At 74.3% G+C, this 26,929-nt stretch carries 30 protein-coding genes; 25 read left to right on the top strand and 5 right to left on the bottom strand.

Annotation, left to right across the window (positions count from 1 at the left end; genetic code table 11):
* Both VGP36_23545 and VGP36_23540 read left to right on the top strand, forming a co-directional pair.
* Positions 1 to 182 (top strand): substrate-binding domain-containing protein (locus VGP36_23545; protein ID HEV7657685.1); only part of this gene is annotated, 182 nt, incomplete at its 5' end.
* Between the two features lie 20 nt (positions 183 to 202).
* Positions 203 to 1,105: a glutathione S-transferase C-terminal domain-containing protein gene (locus VGP36_23540; protein HEV7657684.1), complete on the top strand. Its 903-nt coding sequence runs from the start codon at positions 203 to 205 to the stop codon at positions 1,103 to 1,105.
* Between the two features lie 10 nt (positions 1,106 to 1,115).
* Here the strand turns inward: VGP36_23540 and VGP36_23535 are convergent, their stop codons facing one another.
* The 3 genes from VGP36_23535 to VGP36_23525 form a co-directional block, all read right to left on the bottom strand.
* The gene (locus VGP36_23535) at positions 1,116 to 1,505 is read right to left on the bottom strand and encodes a PIN domain-containing protein (GenBank protein HEV7657683.1); all 390 of its coding nucleotides are present in this window, start codon (positions 1,503 to 1,505) and stop codon (positions 1,116 to 1,118) included.
* A complete protein-coding gene (locus VGP36_23530; protein HEV7657682.1) occupies positions 1,502 to 1,759 on the bottom strand; it encodes a hypothetical protein in 258 nt (85 codons plus the stop codon). The genes VGP36_23535 and VGP36_23530 overlap by 4 nt, the downstream gene beginning before the upstream one ends.
* 107 nt (positions 1,760 to 1,866) lie before the next feature.
* Positions 1,867 to 3,627: a DEDD exonuclease domain-containing protein gene (locus VGP36_23525; GenBank protein ID HEV7657681.1), complete on the bottom strand. Its 1,761-nt coding sequence runs from the start codon at positions 3,625 to 3,627 to the stop codon at positions 1,867 to 1,869.
* Positions 3,628 to 3,708: 81 nt separating this feature from the next.
* Here VGP36_23525 and VGP36_23520 point away from each other — a divergent pair, with 81 nt between their 5' ends.
* The 9 genes from VGP36_23520 to VGP36_23480 all read left to right on the top strand — a co-directional run bounded on the left by VGP36_23520 (position 3,709) and on the right by VGP36_23480 (position 11,491).
* A complete protein-coding gene (locus VGP36_23520) occupies positions 3,709 to 4,014 on the top strand; it encodes a metalloregulator ArsR/SmtB family transcription factor (protein HEV7657680.1) in 306 nt (101 codons plus the stop codon).
* Positions 4,011 to 4,493: an SRPBCC domain-containing protein gene (locus VGP36_23515; GenBank protein HEV7657679.1), complete on the top strand. Its 483-nt coding sequence runs from the start codon at positions 4,011 to 4,013 to the stop codon at positions 4,491 to 4,493. Before VGP36_23520 ends, VGP36_23515 begins: the two co-directional genes overlap by 4 nt.
* Positions 4,494 to 4,518: 25 nt before the next feature.
* Positions 4,519 to 4,944 (top strand): hypothetical protein, encoded by a 426-nt coding sequence (locus tag VGP36_23510; protein HEV7657678.1) that lies wholly within the window; start codon positions 4,519 to 4,521, stop codon positions 4,942 to 4,944.
* Positions 4,941 to 6,338 carry an NYN domain-containing protein gene (locus VGP36_23505; protein HEV7657677.1) on the top strand — a complete coding sequence of 466 codons (1,398 nt, stop codon included), beginning with the start codon at positions 4,941 to 4,943 and terminating at the stop codon, positions 6,336 to 6,338. The genes VGP36_23510 and VGP36_23505 overlap by 4 nt, the downstream gene beginning before the upstream one ends.
* Before the next feature lie 46 nt (positions 6,339 to 6,384).
* Entirely contained in the window at positions 6,385 to 6,609 is a 225-nt protein-coding gene (locus tag VGP36_23500; GenBank protein HEV7657676.1) for a hypothetical protein, read from the top strand.
* A gap of 271 nt (positions 6,610 to 6,880) precedes the next feature.
* Positions 6,881 to 7,819 carry an NlpC/P60 family protein gene (locus VGP36_23495; GenBank protein ID HEV7657675.1) on the top strand — a complete coding sequence of 313 codons (939 nt, stop codon included), beginning with the start codon at positions 6,881 to 6,883 and terminating at the stop codon, positions 7,817 to 7,819.
* Between the two features lie 38 nt (positions 7,820 to 7,857).
* Complete coding sequence (locus VGP36_23490) at positions 7,858 to 9,192, top strand: hypothetical protein (protein HEV7657674.1); 1,335 nt, start codon at positions 7,858 to 7,860, stop codon at positions 9,190 to 9,192.
* Positions 9,189 to 10,310, top strand: a complete 1,122-nt coding sequence (locus VGP36_23485; protein ID HEV7657673.1) for a glycosyltransferase family 4 protein — start codon at positions 9,189 to 9,191, stop codon at positions 10,308 to 10,310. The genes VGP36_23490 and VGP36_23485 overlap by 4 nt, the downstream gene beginning before the upstream one ends.
* Positions 10,307 to 11,491: an MFS transporter gene (locus VGP36_23480; protein ID HEV7657672.1), complete on the top strand. Its 1,185-nt coding sequence runs from the start codon at positions 10,307 to 10,309 to the stop codon at positions 11,489 to 11,491. Before VGP36_23485 ends, VGP36_23480 begins: the two co-directional genes overlap by 4 nt.
* Here the strand turns inward: VGP36_23480 and VGP36_23475 are convergent.
* Positions 11,473 to 13,257: a long-chain fatty acid--CoA ligase gene (locus VGP36_23475; GenBank protein ID HEV7657671.1), complete on the bottom strand. Its 1,785-nt coding sequence runs from the start codon at positions 13,255 to 13,257 to the stop codon at positions 11,473 to 11,475. The genes VGP36_23480 and VGP36_23475 overlap by 19 nt on opposite strands.
* A 61-nt stretch (positions 13,258 to 13,318) precedes the next feature.
* Here VGP36_23475 and VGP36_23470 point away from each other — a divergent pair, with 61 nt between their 5' ends.
* The 7 genes from VGP36_23470 (at position 13,319) to VGP36_23440 (ending at position 18,495) form a co-directional block, all read left to right on the top strand.
* On the top strand, positions 13,319 to 13,687 hold the full coding sequence (locus tag VGP36_23470; GenBank protein HEV7657670.1) for a polyketide cyclase / dehydrase and lipid transport: 369 nt from the start codon (positions 13,319 to 13,321) through the stop codon (positions 13,685 to 13,687).
* Between the two features lie 9 nt (positions 13,688 to 13,696).
* Positions 13,697 to 14,467 carry a metallophosphoesterase gene (locus tag VGP36_23465; GenBank protein HEV7657669.1) on the top strand — a complete coding sequence of 257 codons (771 nt, stop codon included), beginning with the start codon at positions 13,697 to 13,699 and terminating at the stop codon, positions 14,465 to 14,467.
* 10 nt (positions 14,468 to 14,477) lie between these two features.
* Positions 14,478 to 14,909: an SRPBCC family protein gene (locus tag VGP36_23460; GenBank protein HEV7657668.1), complete on the top strand. Its 432-nt coding sequence runs from the start codon at positions 14,478 to 14,480 to the stop codon at positions 14,907 to 14,909.
* A complete protein-coding gene (locus VGP36_23455) occupies positions 14,906 to 15,937 on the top strand; it encodes an ArsA-related P-loop ATPase (protein ID HEV7657667.1) in 1,032 nt (343 codons plus the stop codon). Before VGP36_23460 ends, VGP36_23455 begins: the two co-directional genes overlap by 4 nt.
* A complete protein-coding gene (locus tag VGP36_23450; GenBank protein HEV7657666.1) occupies positions 15,934 to 16,332 on the top strand; it encodes a hypothetical protein in 399 nt (132 codons plus the stop codon). The genes VGP36_23455 and VGP36_23450 overlap by 4 nt, the downstream gene beginning before the upstream one ends.
* Positions 16,329 to 17,273 (top strand): ROK family glucokinase, encoded by a 945-nt coding sequence (locus VGP36_23445; protein ID HEV7657665.1) that lies wholly within the window; start codon positions 16,329 to 16,331, stop codon positions 17,271 to 17,273. Before VGP36_23450 ends, VGP36_23445 begins: the two co-directional genes overlap by 4 nt.
* A gap of 169 nt (positions 17,274 to 17,442) precedes the next feature.
* Entirely contained in the window at positions 17,443 to 18,495 is a 1,053-nt protein-coding gene (locus VGP36_23440) for an aldo/keto reductase (GenBank protein ID HEV7657664.1), read from the top strand.
* A gap of 3 nt (positions 18,496 to 18,498) precedes the next feature.
* On the opposite strand, the gene VGP36_23435 is transcribed toward VGP36_23440, so the two are convergent.
* Positions 18,499 to 19,239 carry a GntR family transcriptional regulator gene (locus VGP36_23435; GenBank protein ID HEV7657663.1) on the bottom strand — a complete coding sequence of 247 codons (741 nt, stop codon included), beginning with the start codon at positions 19,237 to 19,239 and terminating at the stop codon, positions 18,499 to 18,501.
* A gap of 167 nt (positions 19,240 to 19,406) precedes the next feature.
* Here VGP36_23435 and iolC point away from each other — a divergent pair, with 167 nt between their 5' ends.
* From iolC to VGP36_23400, 7 genes are all read left to right on the top strand, one after another.
* The gene (gene iolC / locus VGP36_23430; GenBank protein ID HEV7657662.1) at positions 19,407 to 20,378 is read left to right on the top strand and encodes a 5-dehydro-2-deoxygluconokinase; all 972 of its coding nucleotides are present in this window, start codon (positions 19,407 to 19,409) and stop codon (positions 20,376 to 20,378) included.
* Positions 20,371 to 21,267 carry an aldolase gene (locus tag VGP36_23425; protein ID HEV7657661.1) on the top strand — a complete coding sequence of 299 codons (897 nt, stop codon included), beginning with the start codon at positions 20,371 to 20,373 and terminating at the stop codon, positions 21,265 to 21,267. The genes iolC and VGP36_23425 overlap by 8 nt, the downstream gene beginning before the upstream one ends.
* Before the next feature lie 23 nt (positions 21,268 to 21,290).
* Positions 21,291 to 22,103 carry a 5-deoxy-glucuronate isomerase gene (iolB, locus tag VGP36_23420; protein ID HEV7657660.1) on the top strand — a complete coding sequence of 271 codons (813 nt, stop codon included), beginning with the start codon at positions 21,291 to 21,293 and terminating at the stop codon, positions 22,101 to 22,103.
* Positions 22,100 to 24,004: a 3D-(3,5/4)-trihydroxycyclohexane-1,2-dione acylhydrolase (decyclizing) gene (gene iolD, locus VGP36_23415; protein ID HEV7657659.1), complete on the top strand. Its 1,905-nt coding sequence runs from the start codon at positions 22,100 to 22,102 to the stop codon at positions 24,002 to 24,004. Before iolB ends, iolD begins: the two co-directional genes overlap by 4 nt.
* Positions 24,001 to 25,497: a CoA-acylating methylmalonate-semialdehyde dehydrogenase gene (locus VGP36_23410; protein HEV7657658.1), complete on the top strand. Its 1,497-nt coding sequence runs from the start codon at positions 24,001 to 24,003 to the stop codon at positions 25,495 to 25,497. The genes iolD and VGP36_23410 overlap by 4 nt, the downstream gene beginning before the upstream one ends.
* A 35-nt stretch (positions 25,498 to 25,532) precedes the next feature.
* Positions 25,533 to 26,450, top strand: a complete 918-nt coding sequence (locus tag VGP36_23405) for a TIM barrel protein (GenBank protein HEV7657657.1) — start codon at positions 25,533 to 25,535, stop codon at positions 26,448 to 26,450.
* Between the two features lie 78 nt (positions 26,451 to 26,528).
* A partial coding sequence (locus VGP36_23400) for a substrate-binding domain-containing protein (protein ID HEV7657656.1) occupies positions 26,529 to 26,929 on the top strand: 401 nt, incomplete at its 3' end.

Below are 26,929 nucleotides of genomic sequence, written 5' to 3'. Positions count from 1 at the left end.
TCGGCTTCGACGACTCGCCGTTCGCGCCGCACACGGACCCGCCGCTGACGACCGTGCACCAGCCGGTCGACGCGATCGGCCGCGAGATGGTCCGGCGGTTGCTCGCCCGCATCGGCGGTGGGAAGCCGGAGCAGGACCTGGTCGTGCTCCCGACCCACCTGGTCGTCCGCGGCTCCGCCTGACCCCGGCCTAGCCTGAGGGCATGACCACGGTGGAGACCGGGCGGTCCGGAGAGTTCGTCCGGCAGGCCAACGCGTTCACGAACCGGGTCGTGCGCGGCGGCGAGTTCGTGCCGGCGCCGGGGCGCTACCACCTCATCGTCTCGCTGGCCTGCCCGTGGGCGCACCGGGCGATCATCGCCCGTTCGCTGCTGGGGCTGACCGACCAGATCTCGCTCGGGGTCGTCGACCCGCTTCGGGACGAGAAGGGTTGGCGGTTCACGCTCGACCCGGCCGGGCGCGACCCGGTCTCCGGCGCCGCATACCTCTCCGAGCTCTACCTCGCCACCGACCCTTCCTTCCAGGGCCGCTGGACCGTCCCGTCCCTGTACGACCGGGTGACCGGCACGATCCTCAGCAACGACTACCCGCAGCTGACGCTCGACTTCTCCACCGAGTGGGACACCGGCCGGACCCTCTACCCGGCGGACCTGCGGGCCGAGATCGACGCGGTCAACGAGGTCGTCTTCGCCGATGTGAACAACGGGGTCTACCGCTGCGGGTTCGCCACCACCCAGTCCGCGTACGAGGCCGCGTACGACCGGCTGTGGTCGCGGCTGGACTGGCTGTCGGACCGGCTGGCCGACCGGCGCTACCTCGTCGGGGACCGGATCACCGAGGCCGACGTCCGGCTGTTCACCACGCTGGTCCGGTTCGACGCGGTCTACCACGGCCACTTCAAGTGCAACCGGCAGAAGCTGGCCGAGCTGCCGGTGCTCTGGGCGTACGCCCGGGACCTGTTCCAGACGCCGGGCTTCGGCGACACGGTCGACTTCGACCACATCAAGCGGCACTACTACGGAACCCACCCGCAGCTGAACCCGAGCCGCATCGTCCCCGCCGGTCCCGACCCCGCCACCTGGACCACCCCCCATGGCCGCTCGTGATCGCGGGGGCTCAGACGCGGATGACATCCAGCCCGGGGATGTCGGAGAAGTCGTCGTCCTGAGTCATCACCGGTAGCCCGTGAACGAGCGCGGTCGCCGCGATCCACGAGTCGTTGATGGGCATGCGGCGTTTCCGTATCCGGAGGATCTCGCGCAGGTCGGCCCAGGCGTTCGCGACGCCAAGGTCGACCACGAACGTCGGCGAATCCAGTGCCAGTTCGAGAGTCTTGAGGCGGATGGCGCGGCTCCGGTCGTCAGCCGCGGACAGGAGGCCCGCCCACAGTTCCCCCAGCGTGATGACGGAGACCGTTGCTATGGCCGGTGTCTCCGGGAGATCCATCGGGCGCCGGCGCTCCATGGCGATGAAGACCGACGTGTCCACGAGCGCGCGCAGGGTCACCGCTGCCGGTCCTCGCCGTCGACGCCGTCGTCGACCAGATCGCGGATGTCGGCCGCGAACGACGGGTCGTACGGGATGGCTTCCAGCCTGGTCCAGAACTCGTCCCAGGTCAGTTCCCGTGGCGGGGGATCTGCGGGCGTCATGGTGACGATCGGCTCCCCGTCGCGGATGACGACGAACTTCTCGCCCGCCTCCGCTCGCCGGAGGACGTCGTGGACATGCTCGCGCAGCTCCTCCTCCGGCAGTTCCGTCATGGACAACAGAATACTCACGTGTGCCACCTCTCTGGATCAAGGAGATGTCACCCTAATCCAAGAAAGTGCAGCATTGCTACGTTGTCCACAGCCCTGATCGGGTGAGCTCAGCGGGCGGGGCGGGGGATGGGGCGGATGCGGCGGCGGTCGGCGGTGGGGTCGGTGGAGTCGGAGCGGTGGTCGAGGATCTCGCCGAGCCCGCCGGCGCCCCGGGCCGGGCAGGCCCAGTCGCCTTCGAGCTCGACCAGGCGGGTGCCCGGCTCCTCCAGCCAGTGCAGGATCCGCTCGGTCTCCTCGGCCGTCGCGCACGGCAGCGGACCCACCCCGGGCAGCACCGACTCGGCCGTCGCGACCAGCCCGGCGATGTACGGCCGCACGGCCGCCCCGCGCACGGCCACGCCCGCGGCCACCAGCCGGCCGCGCCGGACCACCGCGAGCTGCCAGCCGCCGTGCCCGTCCGGCCGGGCCGCGACCAGGTGCTCGACCGAGGTCAGTCCGGCCAGCCGCTGCACCCGCGCGCAGGCCCGGGCGAACGTGCCGGCCCGGTCCCGCACGGTGGCGGCCTGCTCGTACCGCCCGGCCTCGGACAGCCGGGTCACCTTGCGCAGCAGGGGATCGGTCAGCGGCCGGGGGTCGCCGGCGACGGCCTGGCGGACCAGGTCCGCCAGCTCGCCGTACTCGGCCCGGCTGATGCGGCCCTCGCAGGGCGCGCCGCAGCGGTCCAGTTCCGCCAGCACGCAGGCCGAGCCGTCCTTCGGCTGGGCCGGGATCGAGGACGTGCACTGCCGCAGCGGCAGCGCGTCGTGCACCGCCGCCATCGCCCGCTCCACCGCCTTGCGCGACCCGAACGGCCCCAGGTACGACCCGCCGTCCTCGCGGACCGAGCGCACCACCGACAGCCGTGGGTACGCCTCCGGGGTCAGCTTCAGCCAGATCCCGCGCTCCGGGAACCGGGACCGCCGGTTGTACGGCGGCTTGTGCTCGGCGATCATCCGCAGCTCGCGGACCTCGGCCTCCAGCTCGTGGGCGCAGACGATCGCGTCGACCCGATCGGCCATCCCGACCATCTCGGCCATCCGGGAGCGCAGCTCGCTGGCGACGAAGTAGTGCCGGACCCGGCTGCGGATGTCCTTGCTCTTGCCCACGTAGAGCGGCCGGCCGGTGGCGTCCCGGAAGACGTACACGCCGGGGGCGGTGGGCAGCTGCTCGGCCAGGTGCCGCTTGCGCCGCTGGGCCTCGGACACCTGCGCGGTGAAGCTGCGCAGCTCGTCCAGGGACTGCACGCCGAGCGGGCCGAGCCGCTCCAGCAGCCCGTGCAGCACCTCGACCGTGGCCCGGGCGTCGGCCAGCGCCCGGTGCACCGGCTTGACCGAGGTCTTGAAGTGCACCGACAGGGTGGCCAGCCGGCAGTCCGGGACCTCGTCGCGGGTGAGCACCCGGCGGGCCAGCAGCGCCGTGTCGACCACCCGCAGCGGCGGCCAGGGCCGCTCCAGCCTGGCGCAGGCGGCCTTGAGGAAGCCGACGTCGAAGGGCGCGTTGTGGGCGACCAGCACGGTGTCGCGGGCGAACTCCAGGAACGCCGGCAGCACCTCGTCGATCGGCGGCGCGCTCGCGACCATGAGGTCGGTGATGCCGGTGAGCACGGCGATCAGCGGCGGGATCCCGCGCTTCGGGTCGACCAGGGTGGCGAACTCGCCGAGCACCTGGCCGGCCCGGACCTTGACCGCGCCGATCTCGGTGATCTCCTCGGCCTCGGCCGAGCCGCCGGTCGTCTCCAGGTCCACGACGACGAACGTGACGTCCCGGAGGGGCTCGTCCAGCTCGTCGAAGGCCGCCTGGACGTACACGGGGGCGGAGGCGTCGCGCACGGATCCCACGCTAAGTCCGGGTACCGACGAAATCGCTTTCGTACGCCTTGACTTATGTAAGACGTCGGTTACGCTTCGGCCGTGCCGGTCTTCGAGGCGCTCGCCGACCCGACCCGCCGCCGGCTGCTGGAGCTGCTGGTGGCGGGGGAGCGGTCGGCCGGCTCGCTCGCGGCCGAGTTCGCCATCAGCCGGCCGGGCGTGTCCCGGCACCTGCGGGTGCTGCGGGAGGCCGGGCTGGTGCGGACCCGGGGCGAGGGCCAGCGCCGGCTCTACTCGGTCGACCCCGCGCCGCTGGCCGAGGTCGGGGACTGGCTGGACCAGTGGCGCGGCTTCTGGGCCCAGCGGCTGGACGCTCTGGACACCGAACTACGCAGGGAGACGCGATGACGGACTTCGGGACGGTACGGCGGGACCGGGAGTTCGGCGCGGTCCGCTTCGAGCGGGTGTACGCGGCGACGCCGTCGGACCTCTGGGACGCCTGGACCTCGCCGGAGCGGATATCCCGCTGGCTCGGCGCGGCGCTGGTCGGCGCCCTCGCGGTCGGCGGGTCCGCGCGGCTGGTCTGGGGCGACGACCCGGACTCGCAGGTCGACCTCGTCGTGACCGAGCTGAAGCCGCCGGAGCTGCTGGAATGGCAGTGGACGATCAACGGCGAACCGCCGACGCTGCTGCGGGTGGAGCTGACGCCGGCGTCGGGCGGGACCTTGCTGGTGCTCGATCACAGCCGGCTGCCGACGACCCAGTTCGCGGGGCTGTCGGCCGGGTGGCACGACTTCCTGGACGTGCTCGGGTCGGGCGTGCCGTCGGGGGAGGACCGGTGGCGGGAGCTGCTGCCGGCGTACCGGTCGCGGGTCGCCGCGCTCTGAGGTCCGGCGGGACTACCCTGCGCGCATGCCCGTACCGGTCCCGACCGACGCGACCCGCTGGCGCTGCGCGCTGTGCGGCAACCTGACCCGCTTCGACGTGCAGCGCTCGACCCGATCCCGGGAGTTCGTGCACGTCTCCCTGGCCGGCGAGCCGGTGGTCGAGGAGCGGCAGGTCGTCGCCGAGACCGTCGAGCACGTGACCTGCCGGTGGTGCGGGCGGCCGGACTCGGTCGAGCTGGTGCCGCGGCCGGGTGAGCCGGGCGCACCCGCGGACGCCGGCCCGGGCGCGCACGCGGATCTGGGTGCCGGCGCGGATCTGGGTGTCGGCGCGGGCCTGGGTGTCGGCGCGGACCTGGGTGCCGGCGCGGACCTGGGTGCCGCCGCGAACGCCGGCCCGGGCGTACGGACCCGGGCCGACGGCGAGCCGGCGGAGCACCCGGCCGGGTCGTGACCGACCAGGGGCAACCCGCCCCACCCGGCACGCCCGACGCCCCCGCTGCCGACGGGGACGGTGCGGCCGGGGACGGTGCGGCCGGGGACGGTGCGGCCGGGGACGGTGCGGCCGGGGAGCCGGTGCTGCCGGAGGCGGTGCGGGCCCGGGTGCTGGCGCTCGCGTCGGCGGCGCTGGGGCGGTTGCCGGCCGAGGAGGTGCCGGGCCCGTTGCGGGCGGCGGCCCGGTTCACCCCGGCCAAGCGGGTCAAGCTGGCCGGCTCGGCGCTGGCCGCGGTCCTGTCCAGCGACGCGGCGTTCCGGCTGCGCGCGGCCGAGCAGGTCGAGCGGGAGTCGCCCGCCGCGGTCGAGGCCGCCCGGGCCGGCCTGCTGCCGGGCGCGGCCGACCCGGTCGAGCTGGCTGCGGCGGCGTACCTGCTGCGGCCGGCGGCCTGGCCCGACCTGCTGGAGCGCAGCCGGGCCGCGCTGGAGGAGCGCGCCGCCCGGTCCCGGACCCGGGCCCGCGACGCGGAGCTGGAGAAGCTGCGGGCCGAGGCCGCCGCCGCGCACGCGGCCGAGCGGGAGCAGGCCCAGAAGGCCCGGTCGGCGGCGGAGTCCGCCCGCGCCGACGCCGAGACCCTGCGCCGGCAGCTGCGCGAGCAGACCGGGGCCCGGCGCGCGGCCGAGCGGGCCCGGGTCGCGGCCGAGGAGGCGCTGGCCGAGGAACGCCGGCGGGCCGCGGCCGAGGAGTCCCGGACCCAGGCCGAGCTGCGCCGGCTGCGGCAGCGGCTGGCCGAGGCCGAGGACGCCGTCGAGGGCGGCCGGCGGGCCGCCCGGGAGACCCGGCAGGCCGACGAGGCCCGGCTCTGGCTGCTGCTGGACACGCTGACCGGGGCGGCCCAGGGCCTGCGCCGCGAGCTCGCGCTGACCCCGACCGAGGACCGGCCGGCCGACTCGGTCGCGGCCAGCGCCCCGGCCCCGGACGTGCTCAGCGCCCGCGGCGACGACCCCGAGCTGGTGGACCGGCTGCTGGAGCTGCCGCGCGTGCACCTCGTCGTGGACGGCTACAACGTGACCAAGACCGGGTACGGCGAGCTGCCGCTGGCGGCCCAGCGCTCCCGGCTGATCCGGGCCCTGGGCGCGTTGTTCGCCCGGACCGGGGACGAGGTCACGGTCGTCTTCGACGGCGCGACCCGGCCGCCGGCGATGCCGCCCGCCCCGCGCGGGGTCCGGGTGCTGTTCAGCGCGCAGGGCGAGATCGCCGACGACGTGATCCGGCGGCTGGTCGCGGCCGAGCCGTCCGGCCGGCCGGTCGTGGTGGTCTCCTCGGACAAGGAGGTCGCGACCGACGTCACCCGCGACGGCGCGTACGCGATCGCGTCGGCCCTGTTCCTGCGCCGCCTGGATCGCGGCTGACCCCGAAATTGTCGTACCCCTCTCCTAGCGTGCGGGTTGTCATCGAGTGCGAGGGGGAGTTGTGAACATCGACTGCGACGGATGCGCGGCCAAGGGGCCGGCGTGCGGCGACTGCGTGGTCACCGTGTTGCTCGGGGCGCCACCGGAGGGCGTCGAGCTCGACGACGCCGAGCGCCGGGCGATCGAGGCGCTTGCCGACGGCGGTCTCGTGCCGCCGCTCCGGTTGGTGCCCGATCAGCGCCGGAATCACCGCCGCCCACACGTGGCGTGAGCAGTAATTCACGACTGGTGAGAGATCATTACGCCAGAAGGGTGGTCTTTCCGGAGCCACGCGCAGGGCGAGTGGCTTCGCTCCGCAGTCGACCATAGGGTTCGCGCGGATCTGACGGCCCGTGTCCTCGACATCCCGAGGACACCGTCGGGTTCCCACCGGGACCTTCTCCACCGGTGGTCGACCGACGAGGAGTGCCGCCTCAGTGGCGAGCCCGGGACGTACGCTTGTCTTCCGAGCCCTGACCGTTCTGGCGCTGACCGGCGCCGCGGTGGCTGTCCCCGCCGCGAGTGGGTACGCGGCTCCGACGCCCAAGACCTGTGCGGACACCCGCGCGCAGTTCACCGCGAACGGGCAGGCCGCGGAGAAGACCGCCGAGGCGCTGAACGACGCGAAGATCGCCCGGGTCAAGGCCCAGAAGGAGCTCGGCGCCGCGTCGACGAAGGCCCGCGCGGCCTCGGCGGCGTACGCGAAGGCCGCCGCCGGCTTCAAGCAGATCGTCTCCGGCGAGCTCAAGAGCGCGCCCGCGGGCCAGTTCGCGGTGTTCTTCACCAGCGGCTCGCCCAAGGAGTTCGCCGACCAGATGGCGCTGATGGACTACGTCGCCGGGCGCAAGGGCCAGAAGATCGAGGCGCTGGCGACCGCCCGCACGAGCGCGGCCAAGGCCCAGTCCGACGTCACCGCCAAGCTCGGCGCGCGCACCAAGATCGAGCAGACCATGACCACGAAGGCCGCCGACCTGAAGAAGCGCTCGGCCACCCTGACCGGGCTGCTGCAGAACCTCTGCGCCGACGACCAGCCGGCCGTGCAGGCCGAGCGGGCCAGCCGGGACCTGCCGCGGGTGTCGGTCGGCCCGGCCAGCGGCGCCGCCCAGAAGGCCGTGCAGACCGCGCTGGCCCAGATCGGTGACCCGTACGTGTGGGCCGCAGCCGGACCGGACGCGTTCGACTGCTCCGGCCTCACGTCGTACGCGTGGGCATCGGCCGGGGTCTCGATCCCGCACTCCAGCTCCCAGCAGTACGGCTACGGCACGCACGTCTCGCGGTCCGAGGTCCGCGCCGGCGACCTGGTGTTCTTCTACAGCCCGATCAGCCACGTCGGCATCGCGATCAACAACACCCAGATGGTGCACGCGTCGACGTTCGGTGTGCCGGTGAAGATCGCCGACATCGACAGCTCGCCGTTCGTCGGCGCCACCCGGCTCGGCTGACCGCCCGCCGGCCACACCGGACACCTAACATCCAAGGCGTGCTGGGGGGATCCAGGCTGAGGCCTGCGCCGGAGCGGCGGCGGCGGGGCTTCGGCCCGCTGCTCGGCCTGCTCGTGGTCGCGGGCGTCTGCACCGCCGCGGCCGCTCCGGTCCAGGTCGGCCTCGGGGTCGCCCGCGGCGTCATCACCGCCCCGATCTCGGGCGGCAACACCGACGCGGCCGCCGCGGCCCGGCTCCGCCAGGTACGGACCTTGCTCGACCGGCGGTCGACCGCGCTGCTGCGGCACGACCGGGCCGGCTGGCTGGCCGGGGTCGACCCGGCCGCCACCGGGCTGCGGACCCGGCAGGCCGAGCTGCTGGCCAACATCGCCGCCGTCCCGCTCGGGGTCTGGCGTTACACCCTCGAGCCCGGCGACGAGACCGGCCGGGTCGAGCGCGGCGGCTCCTGGACGGTCCGGGTCACGCTGCACTACACGCTGCGCCAGGTCGACACGCTGCCGACCGACCGGCCGCTGGTGCTCACGTTCACCGACCGGTCCGGGCGCTGGCTGATCTCGGCGGACGACCGCACCGCCACCGACGGCAACACGACCTGGCGCGGTCCCTGGGAGCACGGCCTGGTGCTGGTCCGGCAGGGCCGGTCGAGCCTGGTCATGGCGCACCCGGCCAACGCGGGCCGGCTGGCCTCGTTCGCGGCGGTGGTGGACACGGTGGTGCCGCGCGTCCGGGCGGTCGTCGGCAGCCGGACGCCGGTCCGGGTCGCGGTGATCATCCCGGACGACGAGACCGAGATGGCCGCGCTGGTCGGGGAGAGACTCGTGCTCGGCACGATCGCGGCGGTCTCGGTGGCCGACAGCGTGGACACCGGCCGGGACCGGGCGCTCGGGCAGCGGATCGTGGTCAACCCGGCCAACATCGAGCGGCTCGGCCCGCTCGGCCGCACGGTCGTGCTGGAGCACGAGGTGACGCACCTGGCCACCCGCGGGTTCACCGGTCCGGAGATGCCGATCTGGCTGGTCGAGGGGCTGGCGGACTGGGTCGCGTACCGGGACAGCGGGCTGCCGGCGAACCAGGTCGCGGACGAGCTGCGGGCCGCGCTGGGCAAGGGCCACTGGCCGGGCCGGCTGCCGGTGGTGGCGGACTTCAGGGGCGACTCGCCGCGGCTGGCCCTGGCGTACGAGGAGGCCTGGAGCGCCTGCCGGCTGATCGCCGACCGGGCCGGGCCGGCCGCGCTGGTCCGGCTCTACCGCGCGGTCGGGACCGCCGGCGACCCGGCCGCGACGCTGGACGCGCAGCTGCGCCGGACCGTCGGCCAGGGCACCGCGGCGTTCACCGCGACCTGGGCCGCGGACGTACGGGCGGAGTTCGGATGAGGCGCACGCTGGTCGTCACCAACGACTTCCCGCCCCGGGCCGGCGGCATCCAGGCGTACGTGCACGAGCTGGCGCTGCGGCAGCCGGCCGGGTCGGTGGTGGTGTTCGCGTCGACGTCGCCGGGGGCGGCGGAGTTCGACGCCGCCCAGCCGTTCCCGGTGGTCCGGCACCCGACCTCGATGCTGCTGCCGACCCCGGCGGTGGCGCGCCGGGTCCGGGACGTGGCCCGGTCCGAGGGCTGCACGGTGGCCTGGTTCGGGGCGTCGGCGCCGCTGGCGCTGCTGGCGGCCGGGCTGCGGACGGCCGGGGTGCAGCGGATCGTCGCGGCCAGCCACGGGCACGAGATCGGCTGGGCCGCGCTGCCCGGCAGCCGGCAGCTGCTGCGCCGGATCGGCGACCACGTCGACGTCGTCACCTACCTCACCGAGTACACGCACGCCCGGATCGCCTCGGCGTACGGGCCGCGGCCGGAGTTCGCCTGGGTGCCGCCGGGGGTGGACACGACCGCGTTCCGGCCGGACGTGAGCGGCGCCGCGATCCGCGAGCGGCACGGGCTGGGCGACCGGCCGACCGTGGTCTGCGTGTCCCGGCTGGTGCCGCGCAAGGGGCAGGACACGCTGATCCGGGCGTGGCCGATGGTCCGGAGCAGGATTCCGGGCGCGGTGCTGCTGATCGTCGGCGAGGGTCGCTACCTGCCGCAGCTGCGCAAGCTCGTCGCGCAGCAGGGGCTGGACAAGGACGTCGTGTTCACCGGCGGGGTGCCGTGGGCGGAGCTGCCGCAGCACTACGCGGCCGGGGACGTCTTCGCGATGCCGTGCCGGACCCGGCGGGCCGGGATGGACGTCGAGGGGCTCGGCATCGTCTACCTGGAGGCGTCCGCGACCGGGCTGCCGGTGGTCGGCGGCGACTCCGGCGGCGCACCCGACGCGGTGCTGCCGGGGGAGACCGGCTGGGTCGTGCCGGGCCGGTCCGTGGGCGCGGTCGCGGACCGGGTCTCGACGCTGCTGGCCGACCCGGCCGGCGCGCGGGCGATGGGGGAGAAGGGCCGGGCCTGGGTCGAGCGGGACTGGCGCTGGGAGTCGCTGGCCGCCCGGCTGGGCGAGCTGCTGCAGGGGTGAGCGCGGCGCGGATCGTCCGGACCCGGCTCACCTGGCTGACCTACGCCCAGCTCAGCGTGTACGGGTTCTTCCTCTACGGCTTCGGCCCGTCGGTGCCGCTGCAGCGCGACGACCTGCACCTGTCCAGCGCGATCGGCGGCCTGCACGGGACCGCGCTGGCGACCGGGTCGACGATCGCCGGGTTCGCGTTCGCCCGGGTGTCGGGGCGACTCGGCCGGGCGGCGACGCTGCGGGTCGGGCTGCTCGGGCTGGCCGTCGGCACCGCCGTCTACTGCCTGGTCCCGGTGCTGCCGGCCACGCTGGCCGGGGCGCTGCTCTGCGGGCTGTTCGGGACGTTCGTGGTCACCGGCAGCGTCGTGGTGCTCTCGACCGCGCACGGGTCGGCCGGGCCGGCCGCGGTCACCGAGGCCAACGCGGGCGCGGTCGGGGTCGGCCTGGTCACCCCGCTGCTGCTCGGGGCGGGCGAGTCGCTGGGCATCGGCTGGCGACCCGGTCTGCTGCTGCCGGCGGTCGCGGCCGTCGCGGTGTGGGTCGTCTCCGTACGCGAGAAGCGCCGGCTGGACGTGGCCACCGACGCGCAGGTGGCGACCGCGGTCGGGGTCGCGCCGGACGAGCCCGGGCCGCTGCCGTCGGCGTACTGGCTGGTGTGGACGATCGTGCTGTGCTGCATCGCGGTCGAGTTCTGCCTGACGTTCTGGGCCGCGGACGGGCTGCGGGACCGGGCCGGAGCGTCGCCCGCCGCCGCGACCGCGGGCGTGACGGCCGTCGTGGGCGGGATGTTCATCGGGCGGGTGGCCGGCGGCCGGATCGCGCTGCGGTACGCGCCCTCGACGCTGCTGCTCGTCTCGGTCGGCGTGGCGCTGGTCGGCTTCCTCGGGTTCTGGCTCAGCACCGCGCCGGTGCCGGCGATGGCCGGGCTCGTCGTGGTCGGGATCGGCATCTCCGTGCAGTACCCGCTGGGGACGGTGCTGGCGGTGGCGGCGAGCGGCGGCCGGCCGGACCGGGCCGCGGGCGGGCTGAGCATCGCGGCCGGCCTCGCCTCCGGGATCGCGCCGTTCGTGCTCGGCGCGCTCGCCGACCGCGCCGGCGTGCACACCGCGTTCCTGCTCGTACCGGGCCTGCTGGCCGCGGCCCTGATCGGCGTGCTGCTGAGCCGGCGCCCTCAGACCACGGCGCCGTAGAGGGCGGCGACCTCGGGGGCGTAGCGCTTGAGGACCTCGGCCCGCCGGACCTTGAGCGACGGCGTGAGCTCCCCGCCGGCCTCGGTGAAGTCGACCGGCAGGACCCGGAACTCGCGGATCGACTCGGGCCGGGACACCGCCTTGTTGGCCTCGTCGACGGCCTCCTGCACGGTCGCCCGCAGGTCGGGGTCCTCCCGCAGCTCCGCCACCGGCGTCCCGGCCTGGCGCCCGTGCGCCGCCAGCCAGCCCGGCCAGGCGTCCTCGTCGATCGTGACCAGCGCGCCGACGAACGGCTGCCGGTCGCCGACGACCATGCACTGCCCGACCAGCGGGTGGGCCCGCAGCCGGTCCTCCAGCACGGCCGGCGCGACGTTCTTGCCGGCCGCGGTGACGATGAGGTCCTTCTTGCGGCCGGTCACCGTGAGGTAGCCGTCGTCGTCGAGCGTGCCGAGGTCGCCGGTGCGGAACCAGCCGTCGGCGAACACCTCGGCCGAGGCGGCCTCGTTGTGCCAGTAGCCGTCGAACACGTTCGCCCCGCGCAGCAGGATCTCGCCGTCCTCGGCGATCTTGACCGCGGTGCCGGGGACGGGCCGGCCGACGGTGCCGACCCGCTGCGCGTCCTTGAGGTTGAGGGTCGCGCCGGCGCTGGTCTCGGTCAGCCCGTACCCCTCCAGGACGGTGATGCCGGCGCCGCGGAAGAAGTGCCCGAGCCGCTCGCCGAGCGCGGCGCCGCCGGAGATCGCGTGGGTGCAGCGGCCGCCGAGGGCGGCGCGGATCCTGACGTACACGAGCTTGTCGAACAGGGCGTGCCGGGCCTTGAGCAGCGGGGAGACGCGGCCCTTCTGCAGCGCCTTGCTGTACGCGATCGCAGTCGCCTCGGCGGCGTCGAACACCCGCGCCCGGCCGGCCGCGTACGCCGTCTGGCGCGCGGTGTTGTACGCCTTCTCGAACACCCGCGGCACCGCCAGGATGAACGTCGGCCGGAACGCGCGCAGGTCCTCCGGCAGCCGCCGTACGTCCGCGGTGTGCCCGAGCTTGGAGCGCTGCAGCACCGAGCCGATCTCGATGACCCGGCCGAAGACGTGTGCCAGCGGCAGGAACAGCAGCGTCGAGCCGTCCTCGTCGTAGACCGGCCGCAGCACCTCGTTGCCGGCCTTGACGTCGGCGAGCAGGTTGCGGTGGGTGAGCACGCAGCCCTTGGGCCGGCCGGTGGTGCCGGAGGTGTAGACGATCGTGGCGACGTCGTCGGCCTGCACGGCGGTCCGGGCGGCCTCGGCCTGCTCGTCGGTCACCGAGGAGCCGGGCGCGATCAGCGCCGGCAGCTGGCCGAAGGTCCAGCGCAACTTCGGCGCGGCCGCGGACTGCTCGACCAGCGCCAGGTGGGCCTCGGTCTCGACCACGACCGCGACCGCCCCGGAGTCGGCCAGGATCCAGTCGACCTGCTCGGCGCTGGAGGTCTCGTACACCGGGACGACGATCGCGCCGGCGGACCAGATCGCGTAGTCCAGGAGGGTCCACTCGTACCGGGTGGCGGACATCAGCGCGACCCGCTCGCCGGGCCGGACGCCGGCCGCGATCAGCCCGCGGGAGACCGCGGTGACCTCGGCCGCGAACTCGGCCGCGGTGACGTCCTCCCAGCTGCCGTCGGACGCGCGCCGGCCGAAGCTGACGAGCTCCGGCACCTCCCGCGCGTTGTCCAGCACCATGTCGGACAGCCGGTCCCCGTCGGCGACGGTGACGATCGGCGGAACGCTCAGTTCGTGCACGAAACCTCCCCGGAACACACCCAACGTAGCGGCCGCGACCGGCATCCGGGAGCCTTGACAGGTGGCTGCGCTGGACCTGGTCGACGAGACGTTCGTCGTCGCGCACGCGGCGGCGGTGGCCGCCGTCGTCCGGGACCCGGCCCGCTGGGAGCGCTGGTGGCCGGACCTGCGGCTCGGCGTGTTCCAGGACCGCGGCGACGCCGGCGTGCGCTGGAACGTCCGCGGCGCGCTGACCGGGAGCATGGAGGTCTGGCTGGAGCCGTACGGGGACGGCGTGCTCGTGCACCACTACGTCCGCTGCGACCCGGTCGGCCGCGACACGATCACCCCGCGCGAGCGCCGCGCCCGCCAGCGCCGGGCCAAACAGGTCTTCTGGGCCCTCAAGGACGAACTCGAGGGGGACCGCCGCCCCGGCGAGGGCCGCCCCTAAGCTCGTGAGGTGCGGGTTCATGTGGTGTCCGATGTGCACGGGCGCGTGGACGCGCTGGCCCGCGCGGGCGACGGGGCGGACGCGCTGGTCTGCCTGGGCGACCTGCTGCTGTTCGTCGACTACGCCGACCACGGGCAGGGCGTGCTGGGCGAGCTGTTCGGCGCGGAGGCGGTCGGCCGGTTCGTCGCCCTGCGCACCGCCCGGCGGTACGCCGACGCCCGCGAGTTCACCCGCTCGCTCTGGGCCCAGGTCGACGACCGGGAGGCCGCGGTCACGGCCGCGGTCCGGGGGCAGTACGCCAAGCTCTTCGCCGCGTTCCCGGACCCGACCTACCTGACGTACGGGAACGTGGACGTGCCGCCGCTGTGGCCGGAGTTCGAGCGCGACGGCGTGCACGTGCTGGACGGGCAGACGGTCGCGCTGGACGGCTGGCGGTTCGGCTTCGTCGGCGGCGGGCTGCCCTCGCCGATGCGCACCCCGTACGAGGTGCCGGAGGAGGAGTACGCGGCCAAGGTCGCCGCCCTCGGCGAGGTCGACGTGCTCTGCTCGCACCTGCCGCCGGCCGTGCCGGAGCTGCTCTACGACGTGGTCGCCCGCCGCTTCGAGAAGGGCAGCACGGCGGTCCTGGACGCGATCCGCACGACGCAACCGCGATATGCCCTGTTCGGGCACGTGCACCAGCCGCTGCAACGCCGGCTGCGGATCGGCCGGACCGAGTGCGTGAACGTCGGTCACTTCCGCAGCACGGGGCAACCCTGGGTGCTGTCCTGGGAGCGGTAGCCTCTGCCGCATGGCCGACCAGTCCACCCAGTCGATCGTGATCGTCGCGCCGCCGGCCGCGATCATGGCGGTCATCGGCGACTTCCCCGCGTACCCGCAGTGGGCCGGTTCGGTGAAGTCGACCGAGGTCCTCTCCAGCGGGCCCGACGGGCGCCCCGCGCAGGTCAAGTTCATGCTCGACGCCGGGCCGATCAAGGACGAGTACGTGCTGGACTACGCCTGGTCCGGCGACGAGCGGGTGGACTGGACGCTGGTCCGGGCCAACATGCAGAGGAGCCAGCAGGGCTCGTACGTGCTGGTGCCGCGGGGGGAGACGACCGAGGTGACCTACCACCTCGCCGTCGACCTGCTGATCCCGATGCTCGGCATGCTCAAGCGCAAGGCCGAGAAGGTGATCATGGACACCGCGCTCAAGGAGCTCAAGAAGCGCGTCGAGAGTTGAGGATCGTCCTTTTCGCAGGCCGGGGCGGGGTCGGGACGACCACCGCCGCGGCGGCGACCGCAGCGCTGGCGTCGAGGTCGGCCAAGGTGCTGCTGGTCTCCGCCGGTGCGTTCGGCGTGCCGCCCGGGCCCCGGCCGGTCGCGGTCGGCGACCTGCAGGTGCTGCATCCGGACCTGCGGGCCGGGTTCGAGGCGCGCTGGCCGCTCGGTCTCGTGGCCGCGGGCGAGCTGGCGCTGCCCCCGGGCGCGGCCGAGCTGCTGACCCTCCTCGACGTCCGGGACGCGGCGGGCAACTGGGACGCGGTCCTGGTCGACGGGCTGTCGGTCGACTCGCTGCTCTCGCTGCGCGCACTGGCCGGCACCGTGGAACGGCTCTGGCCCGAGCACCAGCGGATCGTGCACCGCTCCGAGCTCACCGACACGGTGAGCGCGTTGCAGTCGGCGCTGTCCTCGGTCGAGGAGCTGCTGGCGGGCGCCTCGGTCCGGCTCGTCATCACGCCGTCGGCCTCGACGGCCGTCCGGGAGACCCTCACCGCGCTGGCCCTGCACGGGTACGCGGTCGACTCGGTCATCGCGAACCGGATGCTGCCGACCGCCGGTCCCTGGGCCACGCAGGTCCGGGCGGCGCAGGAGGAGGCGCTGGCCGGGCTGGAACCGGACGTGCCGGTGCGGCGGGCGCCGTACCTGGCGGCGGAGCCGGTCAGCCCGGACGCGCTGCTCGCGCTGGGGGAGTCGGTCTACGGCACCGCCGACCCGCTCGCGCCCTGCGTCGCGCCCGCGCCGTCGGTCACGCGGGCCGGGGACGAGTTCGAGCTGCGGCTGGCGCTGCCGTACGTCCGGCGGGGTTCGGTGACGCTGGCCCGGTCCGGGGACGATCTCCTCGTGACGGTCGGGGACCAGCTGCGACGGCTGCCGCTGCCCTCGGTGCTGCGCCGGTGCGTGGCGGTCGGCGCGTCGGCCGGGGACGGCGCGGTCCGCATCCGGTTCCGCCCCGACCCCGCGCTCTGGCCCCGCGAGGTCCCCCGATGAGCCCTCCCAACGGGTCCGCGTCCGGCGTCCCCGGATCTGCCGGTCCCGGGTCCGGCGCGTGGACGTCCGGCGCCCCGGAGTCCGGCGCGGGGTCGCCCGGCCGGTCCGGCGGTCCGGGCCCGCTCGGGGACGAGGCGCGGGCGTTCGTCGAAGCCGCTCGCGACTGGGTCGTTCGGACCTTCCCGGAGTCGCACGCGGCCGAGTGCCAGTGGTGCCCGCTCTGCCGTACGGTCGCGGCGTTGCGCAGCCCGGACGCGACCGACCGCGTCGTCACCGCCGTCACGACGGCCGCGGGGACGCTCGCCTCGCTGCTGGAGTCCTTGACCCACCCCGAGCCGCCGACCGCGCCGGCCTCGGCTCCCGCGCCGCAGGACATCCCGGTGGACGAGGCATGAGCCTGGCGATCGGGGTGGACATCGGGGGGACCAAGGTCGCCGCGGGGGTGGTCGACGAGGAGGGCGGGGTGCTGGCGCTGGTGCGCCGGCCCACGCCCGGGGACGTGGCCGGGACCGAGGACGCGATCGCGGCATGCGTGGCCGAGCTGGCCGAGCGGTACGACGTGATGGCCGTCGGGATCGGCGCCGCCGGCTGGATCGCCAACGACCGGGCCACCGTGTTGTTCTCGCCCCACCTGGCCTGGCGGGACGAGCCGCTGCGGGAGTCGCTGATCGGGCGGATCGGGCTGCCGGTGACGGTGGAGAACGACGCCAACGCGGCGGCCTGGGCGGAGTACCGGTTCGGGGCGGCGCGGGGGGAGCGGGTCGTCTGCATCGTCACGCTCGGCACCGGGATCGGCGGCGGGCTGGTCGTGTCCGGGACGCTCTATCGCGGGGCGTTCGGGGTCGCGGGCGAGTGGGGGCACATGACGGTGGTGCCGGAGGGGCGGCGGTGCGCCTGCGGCAACCGCGGCTGCTGGGAGCAGTACGCGTCGGGCACCGCGCTGGCTCGCGATGCCCGCGAGCTGGCCGAGGTCTCGCCGGTCGCGGCGCACCGGCTGCTGCAGCTGGCCGGGGGCGACCCGGCCGCGCTGACCGGGACCGACGTGACGGCCGCGGCCCGGGAGGGCGACCCGGCCGCGGTGGAGATCTTCACCGCGATGGGGCGCTGGCTCGGGCGCGGGATCGCGAGCCTGGCGGCGGCGCTGGACCCGAGCGTGGTCGTGATCGGCGGTGGGGTGTCGGAGGCCGGCGATCTGCTGCTGCGGCCGGCCCAGGAGACGTTCGCCGCGAACCTGACCGGCCGCGGGTTCCGCCCGATCGCGCCGATCCGCATCGCCGCCCTCGGCCCCGACGCCGGCCTCGTCGGCGCCGCCGACCTCGCCCGCCGCAGAGTCTGAACTTTTCTCTCGCCCACCCGACCTGCGCCGGGCCGCGTGCCGAGCGCCGGCCCCCGCGCCGCCGTGCCGGGTGCCTGCGCCGGGCGGGCCGCGCCGGGCGGCTGCGCCGGGCGGGCCGCGTCGTGCCCCGGTCGGGTGTGGCCCGGGCGCTGGGTCATAGGGTTGGCGTATGGAGTATCGCGGTCTTGGGCGTACGGGGATGCAGGTCAGTCCGCTCTGTCTCGGGGCGATGATGTTCGGCCCGTGGGGCGAGCCCGACCACGACGCGAGCACCAAGATCATCCACCGCGCGCTCGACGCCGGGATCAACTTCATCGACACCGCGGACGTGTACTCGCAGGGCGAGTCCGAGGTCATTGTCGGCACGGCGCTGGCCGGCCGGCGTGACGACGTCATCCTGGCGACGAAGTTCCACGGCCAGATGGGCGTCCCGGTCGACGCCCCGATGGGCACCCTGGGCGACCCGAACCAGCGCGGCAACTCCCGGCGCTGGATCGTCCGCGAGGTCGAGAACAGCCTGCGCCGCCTGGACACCGACTGGATCGACCTCTACCAGGTGCACCGGCCCGACGCCGGCACCGACCACGAGGAGACCCTGGCCGCGCTGACCGACCTGCGTCAGCAGGGCAAGATCCGCGCGTTCGGCACCTCGACGTACCCGGCGCACGAGGTGGTCGAGGCGCAGTGGACGGCCGAGCGCCGCGGGCTGGGCCGGTTCATGACCGAGCAGCCGCCGTACTCGATCCTGGTCCGGGGGATCGAGGCCGACCTCCTGCCGGTCACCCAGCGGTACGGGATGGGCGTGCTGCCCTGGAGCCCGCTGGCCGGCGGCTGGCTGACCGGCCGCTACCGCAAGGGCGAGGACGTGCCGCAGACGCACCGCGCCCGCCGGATCCCGGGCCGGTACGACCTGTCGGACCCGGGCAACCAGCGCAAGCTGGACGCGGCCGAGGACCTGGCCGTGCTGGCCGAGGAGGCCGGGCTGTCGCTGGTGCACCTGGCGCTGGCGTTCGTGCTCGCGCACCCGGCGGTGACCGCGCCGATCATCGGCCCGCGCACCATGGAGCAGCTCGACACGCAGCTCGGCGCGGCCGACCTGACGCTGCCGGCCGACGTGCTCGACCGGATCGACGAGATCGTCCCGCCCGGGGTGACGCTGGCCCGCGCGGACGCCGGCTACGTCGCCCCTGCTGTGAGCAACTCCGCCCTACGCCGCCGGTAGATCTCAGCGCTCGACGACCGTCATCTCGATCGAGTAGTTCTCCGAGTGGTACGCGTGCGTGCCCAGCTCGACCGCCCGCCCGGACCCGTCGTAGCTGACCCGCTCCATGGTCAGCAGCGGCGCGCCCTTGCGCAGCTTGAGCAGCCGGGCCTCGGGCGCGGTCGCGCCGCGGGCCGCGATCCGCTGGGTCGCGATCCGCAGGTGCGTGCCGCTGCCGCGCATCAGCTCGTACAGGCCGCGGGTCTGGAGCGCCTCGGTGGTCAGCACCGGCGCGAGGTCCCCCGGCAGCCAGTTGCGCATGACCGCGAGCGGGTCGTCGCCCGCGTACCGCAGCCGCTCCAGGTGCAGGACCTGTGAGCCGACCGGCACGCCGAGCCGCTCGGCCACGACCGCCGACGCCGGCACCAGCTCGCGGTCGAGGACCTCGGTGCTCGGCTGCTGGCCGGAGCGGTTCAGGTCGTCGAAGAGGCTGGTGAGGTCCATCGGCCGCTTGACCCGGCCGTGCACGACCTGGGTCCCGATCCCGCGCCGCCGCACCAGCAGGCCCCTGTCGACCAGCTCCTGGATGGCCCGGCGCATCGTCGGGCGGGACAGCCCCCACCGGTCGGCCAGGCTGATCTCGTTCTCCAGCCGGTCGCCGGGGGCGAGGTCGCCCGAGTCGATCGCGGCCTCGATCTGCCGCGACACCTGAAAGTAGAGCGGCACCGGGCTGGACCGGTCCAGATCGACCGTGAGCTCGGTCATCGAAAGCCCCCTCCGGACCCGAACGAAGCTGCGAACCCGGGCGGAGCGTACCTCACGACCGGCCCACCGGACGTCAGTATGTCCTGACATTCTGACGAACTCTTGACAACCGTTCGTAACGTGGGCGACGCTCGCGGCAACGGACCGGCCGACCGGGGGAGGTGCCCGTGCAAGCCCGATTCGATGTGGTCACGGTGGGGCGGGCGGGCGTCGACATCTACCCGTTGCAGGTCGGCCTGGGCCTGGAGGACGTCCGCACGTTCGGCAAGTTCCTCGGCGGGACCGCGGCCAACGTCGCCGTCGCCGCCGCCCGGCACGGGCTGCGGGCCGCGCTGGTCAGCCGGACCGGGGCCGACCCGTTCGGCCGGTTCGTGCACCAGGCGCTGCGGGACCTCGGCGTCGAGGACCGGTACGTCACCCCGGTCGAGGACGACCTGCCGACCCCGGTGACGTTCTGCGAGATCTTCCCGCCGGACGACTTCCCGCTCTACTTCTACCGCCGGCCGACCGCCCCGGACCTGCAGCTGACCGCGGCCCACCTGCCGGCCGAGCTGGTCCACGACGCCCGCGTGTTCTGGACCACCGGCTCGGCCCTGTCCGAACAGCCGAGCCGGGACGCGCACCTCGCGGCGTACGCGGCCCGCGGCCGGGCCCCGCTGACGATCCTCGACCTGGACTACCGGCCGATGTTCTGGCCCGACCGGGCCGCCGCGACCGCGCAGCTCTCGGCTGCGCTGGAGCACGTGACGATCGCGGTCGGCAACCTCGAGGAGTGCGAGGCCGCGGTCGGCGAGCGCGACCCGCACCGGGCCGCGGCCGCGCTGCTGGACCGGGGCCTGGACCTCGCGGTGGTCAAGCAGGGCCCGCGCGGCGTGCTGGCGATGAGCCGGGACGAGCTGGTCGAGGTGCCGCCGATCCCGGTCGAGGTGCTCAACGGGCTCGGTGCCGGCGACGCGTTCGGCGGTGCGCTCTGCGCCGGGCTGCTCGCGGGCTGGCCGCTGGAGCGGGTGATTCGGTTCAGCAACGCGGCCGGCGCGATCGTCGCGTCCCGGCTGGAGTGCTCGACCGCGATGCCGACGACCGCCGAGGTCGAGACCGCGGTCGCTGAGGCGGCAAAGGGGGAGACCGTCCGTGCCTGACGCCGTGCTCGACCTCGACCGGGTCCGGGACCTGCGCGCGCGGCGGCCGGAGGCGATCGCCGAGGCCGCCGCCGTCCGCACCCGGCGGCCGCTGGTGAGCGCCGGCGCGGGCCGGCTGCTGCTCATCGCCGCCGACCACCCGGCCCGCGGCGCGCTCGGCGTCCGCGGCGCCGCCACCGCGATGGCCGACCGGACCGCGCTGCTGGAGCGGCTGGTGCTGGCGCTGTCCCGGCCCGGCGTGGACGGCGTGCTCGGCACCGCCGACATCCTCGAGGACCTGCTGCTGCTGGGCGCGCTGGAGGACAAGGTCGTCATCGGCTCGATGAACCGCGGCGGCCTGGCCGGCGCGAGCTTCGAGCTCGACGACCGGTTCACCGGCTTCGATGCCGACTCGCTCGCGACGGCCGGGTACGACGGCGGCAAGATGCTCTGCCGCATCGACTTGGCCGACCCCGGCACGGTGTCCACTCTGGAGAGTTGTGCCCGGGCGGTCACGGGGCTGGCCGGTCACGGCCTGATGGCGATGGTGGAGCCGTTCGTCTCGCGCCGGGTCGACGGCCGGGTCCGCAACGACCTGTCCGCGGAGGCGGTGGTCACCTCGGTGGCGATCGCCTCCGGGCTCGGCGCCACCAGCGCGTACAGCTGGCTGAAGCTGCCGGTGGTGCCGGACATGGATGTGGTGATGGCCGCGACCACGCTGCCGACGCTGCTGCTCGGCGGCGACCCCGACGGCGCCCCCGCGGAGACGTACGCGGAGTGGGAGAAGGCGCTGGCCCTGCCGGGCGTCCGCGGCCTGGTGGCCGGCCGCACGATGCTCTACCCGCAGGACGGCAACGTGGCCGGCGCCGTCGACGTGGCCGCGAGCCTTGTCCACGGGAGAATCTCGTGAGCTTGCACCGTCCACACGGGACGCTGGCCCGCGACGGGTGGGCCTGTGTCGTCGACCCGGCCGAGGCCGGCTGGGCCTATTCGGGTCTGCGCACGCTGGAGCTGGCGCCGGGTGGGTCGAAGACGTTCCGGACCGGTCCGGACGAGATGCTGGTGCTGCCGCTGAACGGTGGGTGCCGGGTCAGCTGCGACGGCGAGACCGCCACCCTCGACGGCCGCCCGTCCGTCCTCGGTGGACCGACCGACTTCGCCTACCTGCCGATCGGCCGCACGGTGACGGTGTCCAGCCCGGTCGGCGGCCGGTTCGCGCTGCCGGCCGCACGCGCGACCAAGGAGCTGCCGTTCCGGGTCCAGCCGGCCGGGAAGGTGCCGGTGGAGCTGCGCGGGGCCGGCTCCTGCTCGCGCCAGGTGCACAACTTCTGCACGCCCGAGGCGTTCGAGACCGACAAGCTCATCGCCTGCGAGGTGCTCACCCCGGCCGGCAACTGGTCGTCGTACCCGCCACACAAGCACGACGAGGACCGGCCGGGCGAGTCCGTGCTGGAGGAGATCTACTGGTTCGAGGTCGCCGGCGGCGGCATGGCCTACCAGCAGGTGTACGGGACGGCGGCGGTGCTGGCCGAGGTCCGTACCGGCGACGTCGTGCTGATCCCGAGCGGCTGGCACGGCCCGTCGATGGCCGCACCCGGCTACGACCTCTACTACCTCAACGTCATGGCCGGCCCCGCCGCCGAGCGGGCCTGGCTGATCTGCGACGACCCCGCCCACGGCTGGGTCCGGACGACCTGGGCCGAGCAGGCGGTCGACCCGCGGCTGCCGTTCGGGAGGAACGCATGAGGCTCACCGTCGCGCAGGCGACCGTCCGATTCCTCGCGGCCCAGCACAGCGAGCGCGACGGCGTCCGGCAGAAGCTCTTCGCCGGCTGCTTCGGCATCTTCGGGCACGGGAACGTGGCCGGGGTCGGGCAGGCCCTGCTGGAGGCGGAGCTGCTGACCCCGGGCGCCCTGCCGTACGTGACCGCCCGCAACGAGCAGGGCATGGTGCACGCCGCCGCCGGCTACGCCCGGATGCGCAACCGGCTGGTGACCTGGGCCTGCACCGCCTCGATCGGCCCGGGCTCGTCGAACATGCTCACCGGCGCCGCGCTGGCCACGATCAACCGGCTGCCGGTGCTGCTGCTGCCCAGCGACGTCTTCGCGACCCGGGTGTCCAGCCCGGTGCTGCAGGAGCTGGAGACGCCGGCCGGCTACGACGTCACGGTCAACGACGCTTTCCGCCCGCTGTCCCGGTTCTTCGACCGGGTCTGGCGGCCGGAGCAGCTGCCGGCCGCGCTGCTCGGCGCGATGCGGGTGCTGACCGACCCGGCCGAGACCGGCGCGGTCACGATCGCGCTGCCGCAGGACGTGCAGGCCCAGGCGTACGACTGGCCGGAGGAGCTGTTCGCCGAGCGGGTCTGGCACGTGGCCCGGCCGGTGCCGGAGCCGGCCGCGCTGGAGCGGGCCGTCGCCGCGATCCGCCGCGGGCAGCGGCCGCTGCTGGTGGCCGGCGGCGGCGTGATCTACAGCGAGGCGACCGACGCGCTGCGGGCCTTCGCCGAGGCGACCGGCATCCCGGTGGCCGAGACCCAGGCCGGCAAGGGCTCGCTGCCCTACGACCACCCGCTGTCGGTCGGCGCGGTCGGCAGCACCGGCAGCACCGCGGCCAACCGGCTGGCGGCCGAGGCCGATCTGGTGATCGGCGTCGGCACCCGCTGGAGCGACTTCACCACCGCGTCCCGGACCGCCTTCGCCGCCGACGGGGTCGGCTTCGTCAACGTCAACGTGGCCGCCGTGGACACCGCCAAGCAGGCGGGGATCGGCGTGGTCGCCGACGCCCGGGCCGGGCTGACCGCGCTCACCGGGGCCCTGGCCGGCTGGCGCGTCCCGAGTGGACACAGCGCGCGGGCCACCGCGCTGGCCGCCGAGTGGGACGCCACCGTCCAGCACGCGTACGACCTCGGGCACGGCCCGCGCCCGGCCCAGTCCGAGGTGATCGGCGCGGTCAACGCCGGCACCGGCCCGCGGGACGTGGTCGTCTGCGCGGCCGGCTCGATGCCCGGGGACCTGCACAAGCTCTGGCGGACCCGCGACCCCAAGGGCTACCACGTCGAGTACGGCTACTCCTGCATGGGCTACGAGATCGCCGGCGGCCTCGGGGTCGCGCTCGCCATCCGTGATTCCGGCGAGGACGACCGCCGGGCCGTGGTGATGGTCGGCGACGGGTCGTACCTGATGATGGCGCAGGAGCTGGTCACCGCCGTGCAGGAGGGCGTCGACCTGCTCGTGGTGCTGGTGCAGAACCAGGGCTTCGCCTCGATCGGCGAGCTCTCGGAGGGCCTGGGCTCGCAGCGCTTCGGCACCCGCTACCGCTACCGGTCCGAGGGCCGGCTGGACGGCGACGTGCTGCCGGTCGACCTGGCCGCGAACGCGGAGAGCCTCGGGGTCCACGTGCTGCGGGCCACCGGCATCGAGGACTTCCGGGCCAAGCTCGCCCAGGCCCGGGCGTACTCCGGCGGGCCGGTGCTGGTGCACGTCGAGACCGACCCGCTGGTGCCGGCTCCCGGCAGCGAGTCCTGGTGGGACGTGCCGGTCGCCGAGGTGTCGCAGGTGGACTCCACCACCCAGGCCCGCAAGTCGTACGAGGCCGCGAAGGCCGGTCAGCGTCCCTACCTGGAACAGCGAGGGGAACTCTCCCGATGAGGACCATCGAGCACTGGATCGACGGCCACCCGACCGCGGGCGCCGGCACCCGGCACTCGCCGGTGTGGAACCCGGCGACCGGGGCCCAGCAGGCCCAGGTCGTGCTGGCCGAACCGTCCGATGTGGACAGCGCGGTCGCGGCGGCGACGGCGGCGTACCCGGACTGGGCCCAGGCGTCGCTGTCGCGGCGGACCAAGGTGCTCTTCGCGTTCCGGGAGCTGGTCAACGCGCGCACCGACGAGCTGGCCGAGATCGTCTCCGACGAGCACGGCAAGGTCTTCTCCGACGCCAAGGGCGAGGTCCAGCGCGGCCTGGAGGTGGTCGAGTTCGCCTGCGGGCTGCCGACGCTGCTCAAGGGCGACTACTCCGACCAGGTCTCCAGCGGCGTCGACCTCTACTCGATCCGCGAGCCGCTGGGCGTCTGCGCCGGGATCACCCCCTTCAACTTCCCGGCCATGGTGCCGATGTGGATGCACCCGGTCGCGATCGCCTGCGGCAACGCGTTCGTGCTCAAGCCGAGCGAGCGTGACCCCACGGTGTCCACGGTGATCGCGCGGCTCTGGCAGGAGGCCGGCCTGCCCGACGGGGTCTTCAACGTCGTGCACGGCGACAAGGTCGCGGTCGACGCGATCCTCGACCACCCCGGCATCGCCGCGGTCTCCTTCGTCGGCTCCACGCCGATCGCGCAGTACATCCACCAGAAGGCGACCGCGTCGGGCAAGCGGGTGCAGGCGCTGGGCGGCGCCAAGAACCACGCGATCGTGCTGCCCGACGCCGACCTCGACTTCGCCTCCGACCACCTGGTCGCGGCCGCGTTCGGGTCGGCGGGGGAGCGCTGCATGGCGATCTCGGCCACCGTCGCGGTCGGCTCTGCCGCGGACGCGCTGGTCGACGTGCTCAGCGAGAAGGCCCGCAAGGTGACCGTCGGCTCCGGGCGGGACAAGGACAGCGAGATGGGCCCGGTCGTCACGGCCGCGGCCAAGGAGCGGATCGAGAGCCTCATCGGCACCGGGCAGCGGCAGGGCGCGACCCTCGCGGTCGACGGCCGCGGCCTGGTCGTGCCGGGATTCGAGGGCGGCTTCTTCGTCGGCCCGACGGTGATCGACCGGGTCACCGCGGAGATGGACGTCTACCGCGAGGAGATCTTCGGCCCGGTCCTCTCGGTGCTGCGGGCCGACTCGGTGGACGAGGCGATCGCCCTCGTCAACGCCAACCGGTACGGCAACGGCACGGCGGTGTTCACCAACTCCGGCGAGGCCGCCCGGCGGTTCGTGCGCGGCGTGCACGTCGGGATGGTCGGGGTGAACGTGCCGATCCCGGTGCCGATGGCCTACTACTCCTTCGGCGGCTGGAAGGACTCGCTGTTCGGGGACAAGCACGTGCACGGCCCCGAGGGCGTGTCCTTCTACACCCGGGCGAAGGTCGTCACGGCCCGGTGGCCCCGGGTCGAGCACTCCTCCGACGCCAGCTACCACTTCCCGACCGCGACCTGACCCTCCACAGTGGACAAGAGGTGACCGACGTGACCATGCGCCGCCTGCGACTCGGCAGCTGCCCCGACTCCTGGGGCGTCTGGTACGCCCAGGACCCGCTGCAGACGCCCTGGAACCGGTTCCTGGACGAGCTGGCCGGGGCCGGCTACGAGTGGCTCGAGCTCGGTCCGTACGGCTACCTGCCGACGGACCCGGCCCAACTTGCCGACGAGGTCGCCGGCCGCGGCCTGACCGTCGCCGCCGGCACGGTCGCCGGCCACAGCGCCCTCTACGACCCGGACGCCTTCGCCTCGATCGAGGCCGCCACCCGGGACGTCGCGGCGCTGACCGCCGCGCTCGGCGCGAAGCACCTCGTGTTCGTGCCGGTGCCGGGCTATCGCGACGACCGCACCGGCGCGTTCCTGCGCGAGGCCGAGCTGGATGCCGGGGAGTGGGCGACGATGACCGCCGCGATCGACCGGCTCGGCCGGATCGTCGCGGAGGAGTACGGCCTGACGCTGGCCTTCCACCCGCACGCCGACTACCACGTGGAGACCCAGAAGCAGACCGAACGGTTTTTGGACGACACCGACGCCCGTTACGTCTCGCTGTGCTTGGACACAGGCCACCTTGCCTACAGGCGGGCCGACGTGCCCGGGATCGTGCGGTCCTACCCGGACCGGATCGGCTACGTGCACATCAAGCAGATGGACCCGGCGATCGTGGCCCGGGCCGAGGCCGAGGGGCTGGCGTTCGGCCAGGCCGTCGCGCTCGGTGCCAGCTGCGAGCCGCCCGCCGGGCTGCCCGACGTTCCTGCTGTCCTTTCCGCACTGTCCGAACTGGACGCCGAGCTGTTCGTCGTGGTCGAGCAGGACATGTATCCGGTCGACTTCGACCTGCCGCTGCCCATCGCCACCCGGACGAGGGCATATCTGAACTCCGAAGGCCTCGGGGGCACCACCCACCCGGCCTGATCCTCCGGAAACCGCACCTCTCACCCCTTCTCCCCGTACCGGCCGGACCGACCGGCCACCCCAGAGAGGACATCCCCGATGAAGTGGACTCCATCGCGTCGCCTGTTCCCGGCGCTGACCCTCACCGCCGTCGCGGTCCTCGCCCTCGCGGCATGCAGCGGCGGCGGGAGGGTGAAGCCGACCGACAGCTCCAACAGCACCGGGGCGGGCGACAACTCCGGTTACACGATCGCGATGATCACGCACGAGACGCCGGGTGACACGTTCTGGGACAAGATCAAGGCCGGGGCGCAGCAGGCGGCGAAGAACGAGGGCATCACGCTGAAGTACTCCAACGACCCGGACGCCTCCAAGCAGGCGACCCTGATCCAGAACGCGGTGGACTCGAAGGTCGACGGGATCGCGACGACGCTGGTGACGCCGGACGCCCTGGCGGGCTCGGTGAAGGCGGCGACGGACGCGAAGATCCCGGTGGTCGG

The sequence above is a fragment of the Mycobacteriales bacterium genome, from assembly GCA_035995165.1.
GTDB lineage: Bacteria > Actinomycetota > Actinomycetes > Mycobacteriales > CADCTP01 > CADCTP01.
Note: the sequence above shows the minus strand (reverse complement) of the source record. Positions and strands in the feature narration are given on the sequence as shown.

What these genes read in the sequence shown, in the direction of transcription:
- VGP36_23540 (HEV7657684.1), top strand. Translation starts at nt 203, where the DNA reads ATGACCACGGTGGAGACCGGGCGGTCCGGAGAGTTCGTCCGGCAGGCC.
- VGP36_23530 (HEV7657682.1), bottom strand. Translation starts at nt 1,759, where the DNA reads ATGACGGAACTGCCGGAGGAGGAGCTGCGCGAGCATGTCCACGACGTC.
- VGP36_23515 (HEV7657679.1), top strand. Translation starts at nt 4,011, where the DNA reads ATGACGGACTTCGGGACGGTACGGCGGGACCGGGAGTTCGGCGCGGTC.
- VGP36_23510 (HEV7657678.1), top strand. Translation starts at nt 4,519, where the DNA reads ATGCCCGTACCGGTCCCGACCGACGCGACCCGCTGGCGCTGCGCGCTG.
- VGP36_23485 (HEV7657673.1), top strand. Translation starts at nt 9,189, where the DNA reads ATGAGGCGCACGCTGGTCGTCACCAACGACTTCCCGCCCCGGGCCGGC.
- VGP36_23460 (HEV7657668.1), top strand. Translation starts at nt 14,478, where the DNA reads ATGGCCGACCAGTCCACCCAGTCGATCGTGATCGTCGCGCCGCCGGCC.
- VGP36_23450 (HEV7657666.1), top strand. Translation starts at nt 15,934, where the DNA reads ATGAGCCCTCCCAACGGGTCCGCGTCCGGCGTCCCCGGATCTGCCGGT.
- VGP36_23445 (HEV7657665.1), top strand. Translation starts at nt 16,329, where the DNA reads ATGAGCCTGGCGATCGGGGTGGACATCGGGGGGACCAAGGTCGCCGCG.
- VGP36_23440 (HEV7657664.1), top strand. Translation starts at nt 17,443, where the DNA reads ATGGAGTATCGCGGTCTTGGGCGTACGGGGATGCAGGTCAGTCCGCTC.
- VGP36_23435 (HEV7657663.1), bottom strand. Translation starts at nt 19,239, where the DNA reads ATGACCGAGCTCACGGTCGATCTGGACCGGTCCAGCCCGGTGCCGCTC.
- iolD (HEV7657659.1), top strand. Translation starts at nt 22,100, where the DNA reads ATGAGGCTCACCGTCGCGCAGGCGACCGTCCGATTCCTCGCGGCCCAG.
- VGP36_23410 (HEV7657658.1), top strand. Translation starts at nt 24,001, where the DNA reads ATGAGGACCATCGAGCACTGGATCGACGGCCACCCGACCGCGGGCGCC.
- VGP36_23405 (HEV7657657.1), top strand. Translation starts at nt 25,533, where the DNA reads ATGCGCCGCCTGCGACTCGGCAGCTGCCCCGACTCCTGGGGCGTCTGG.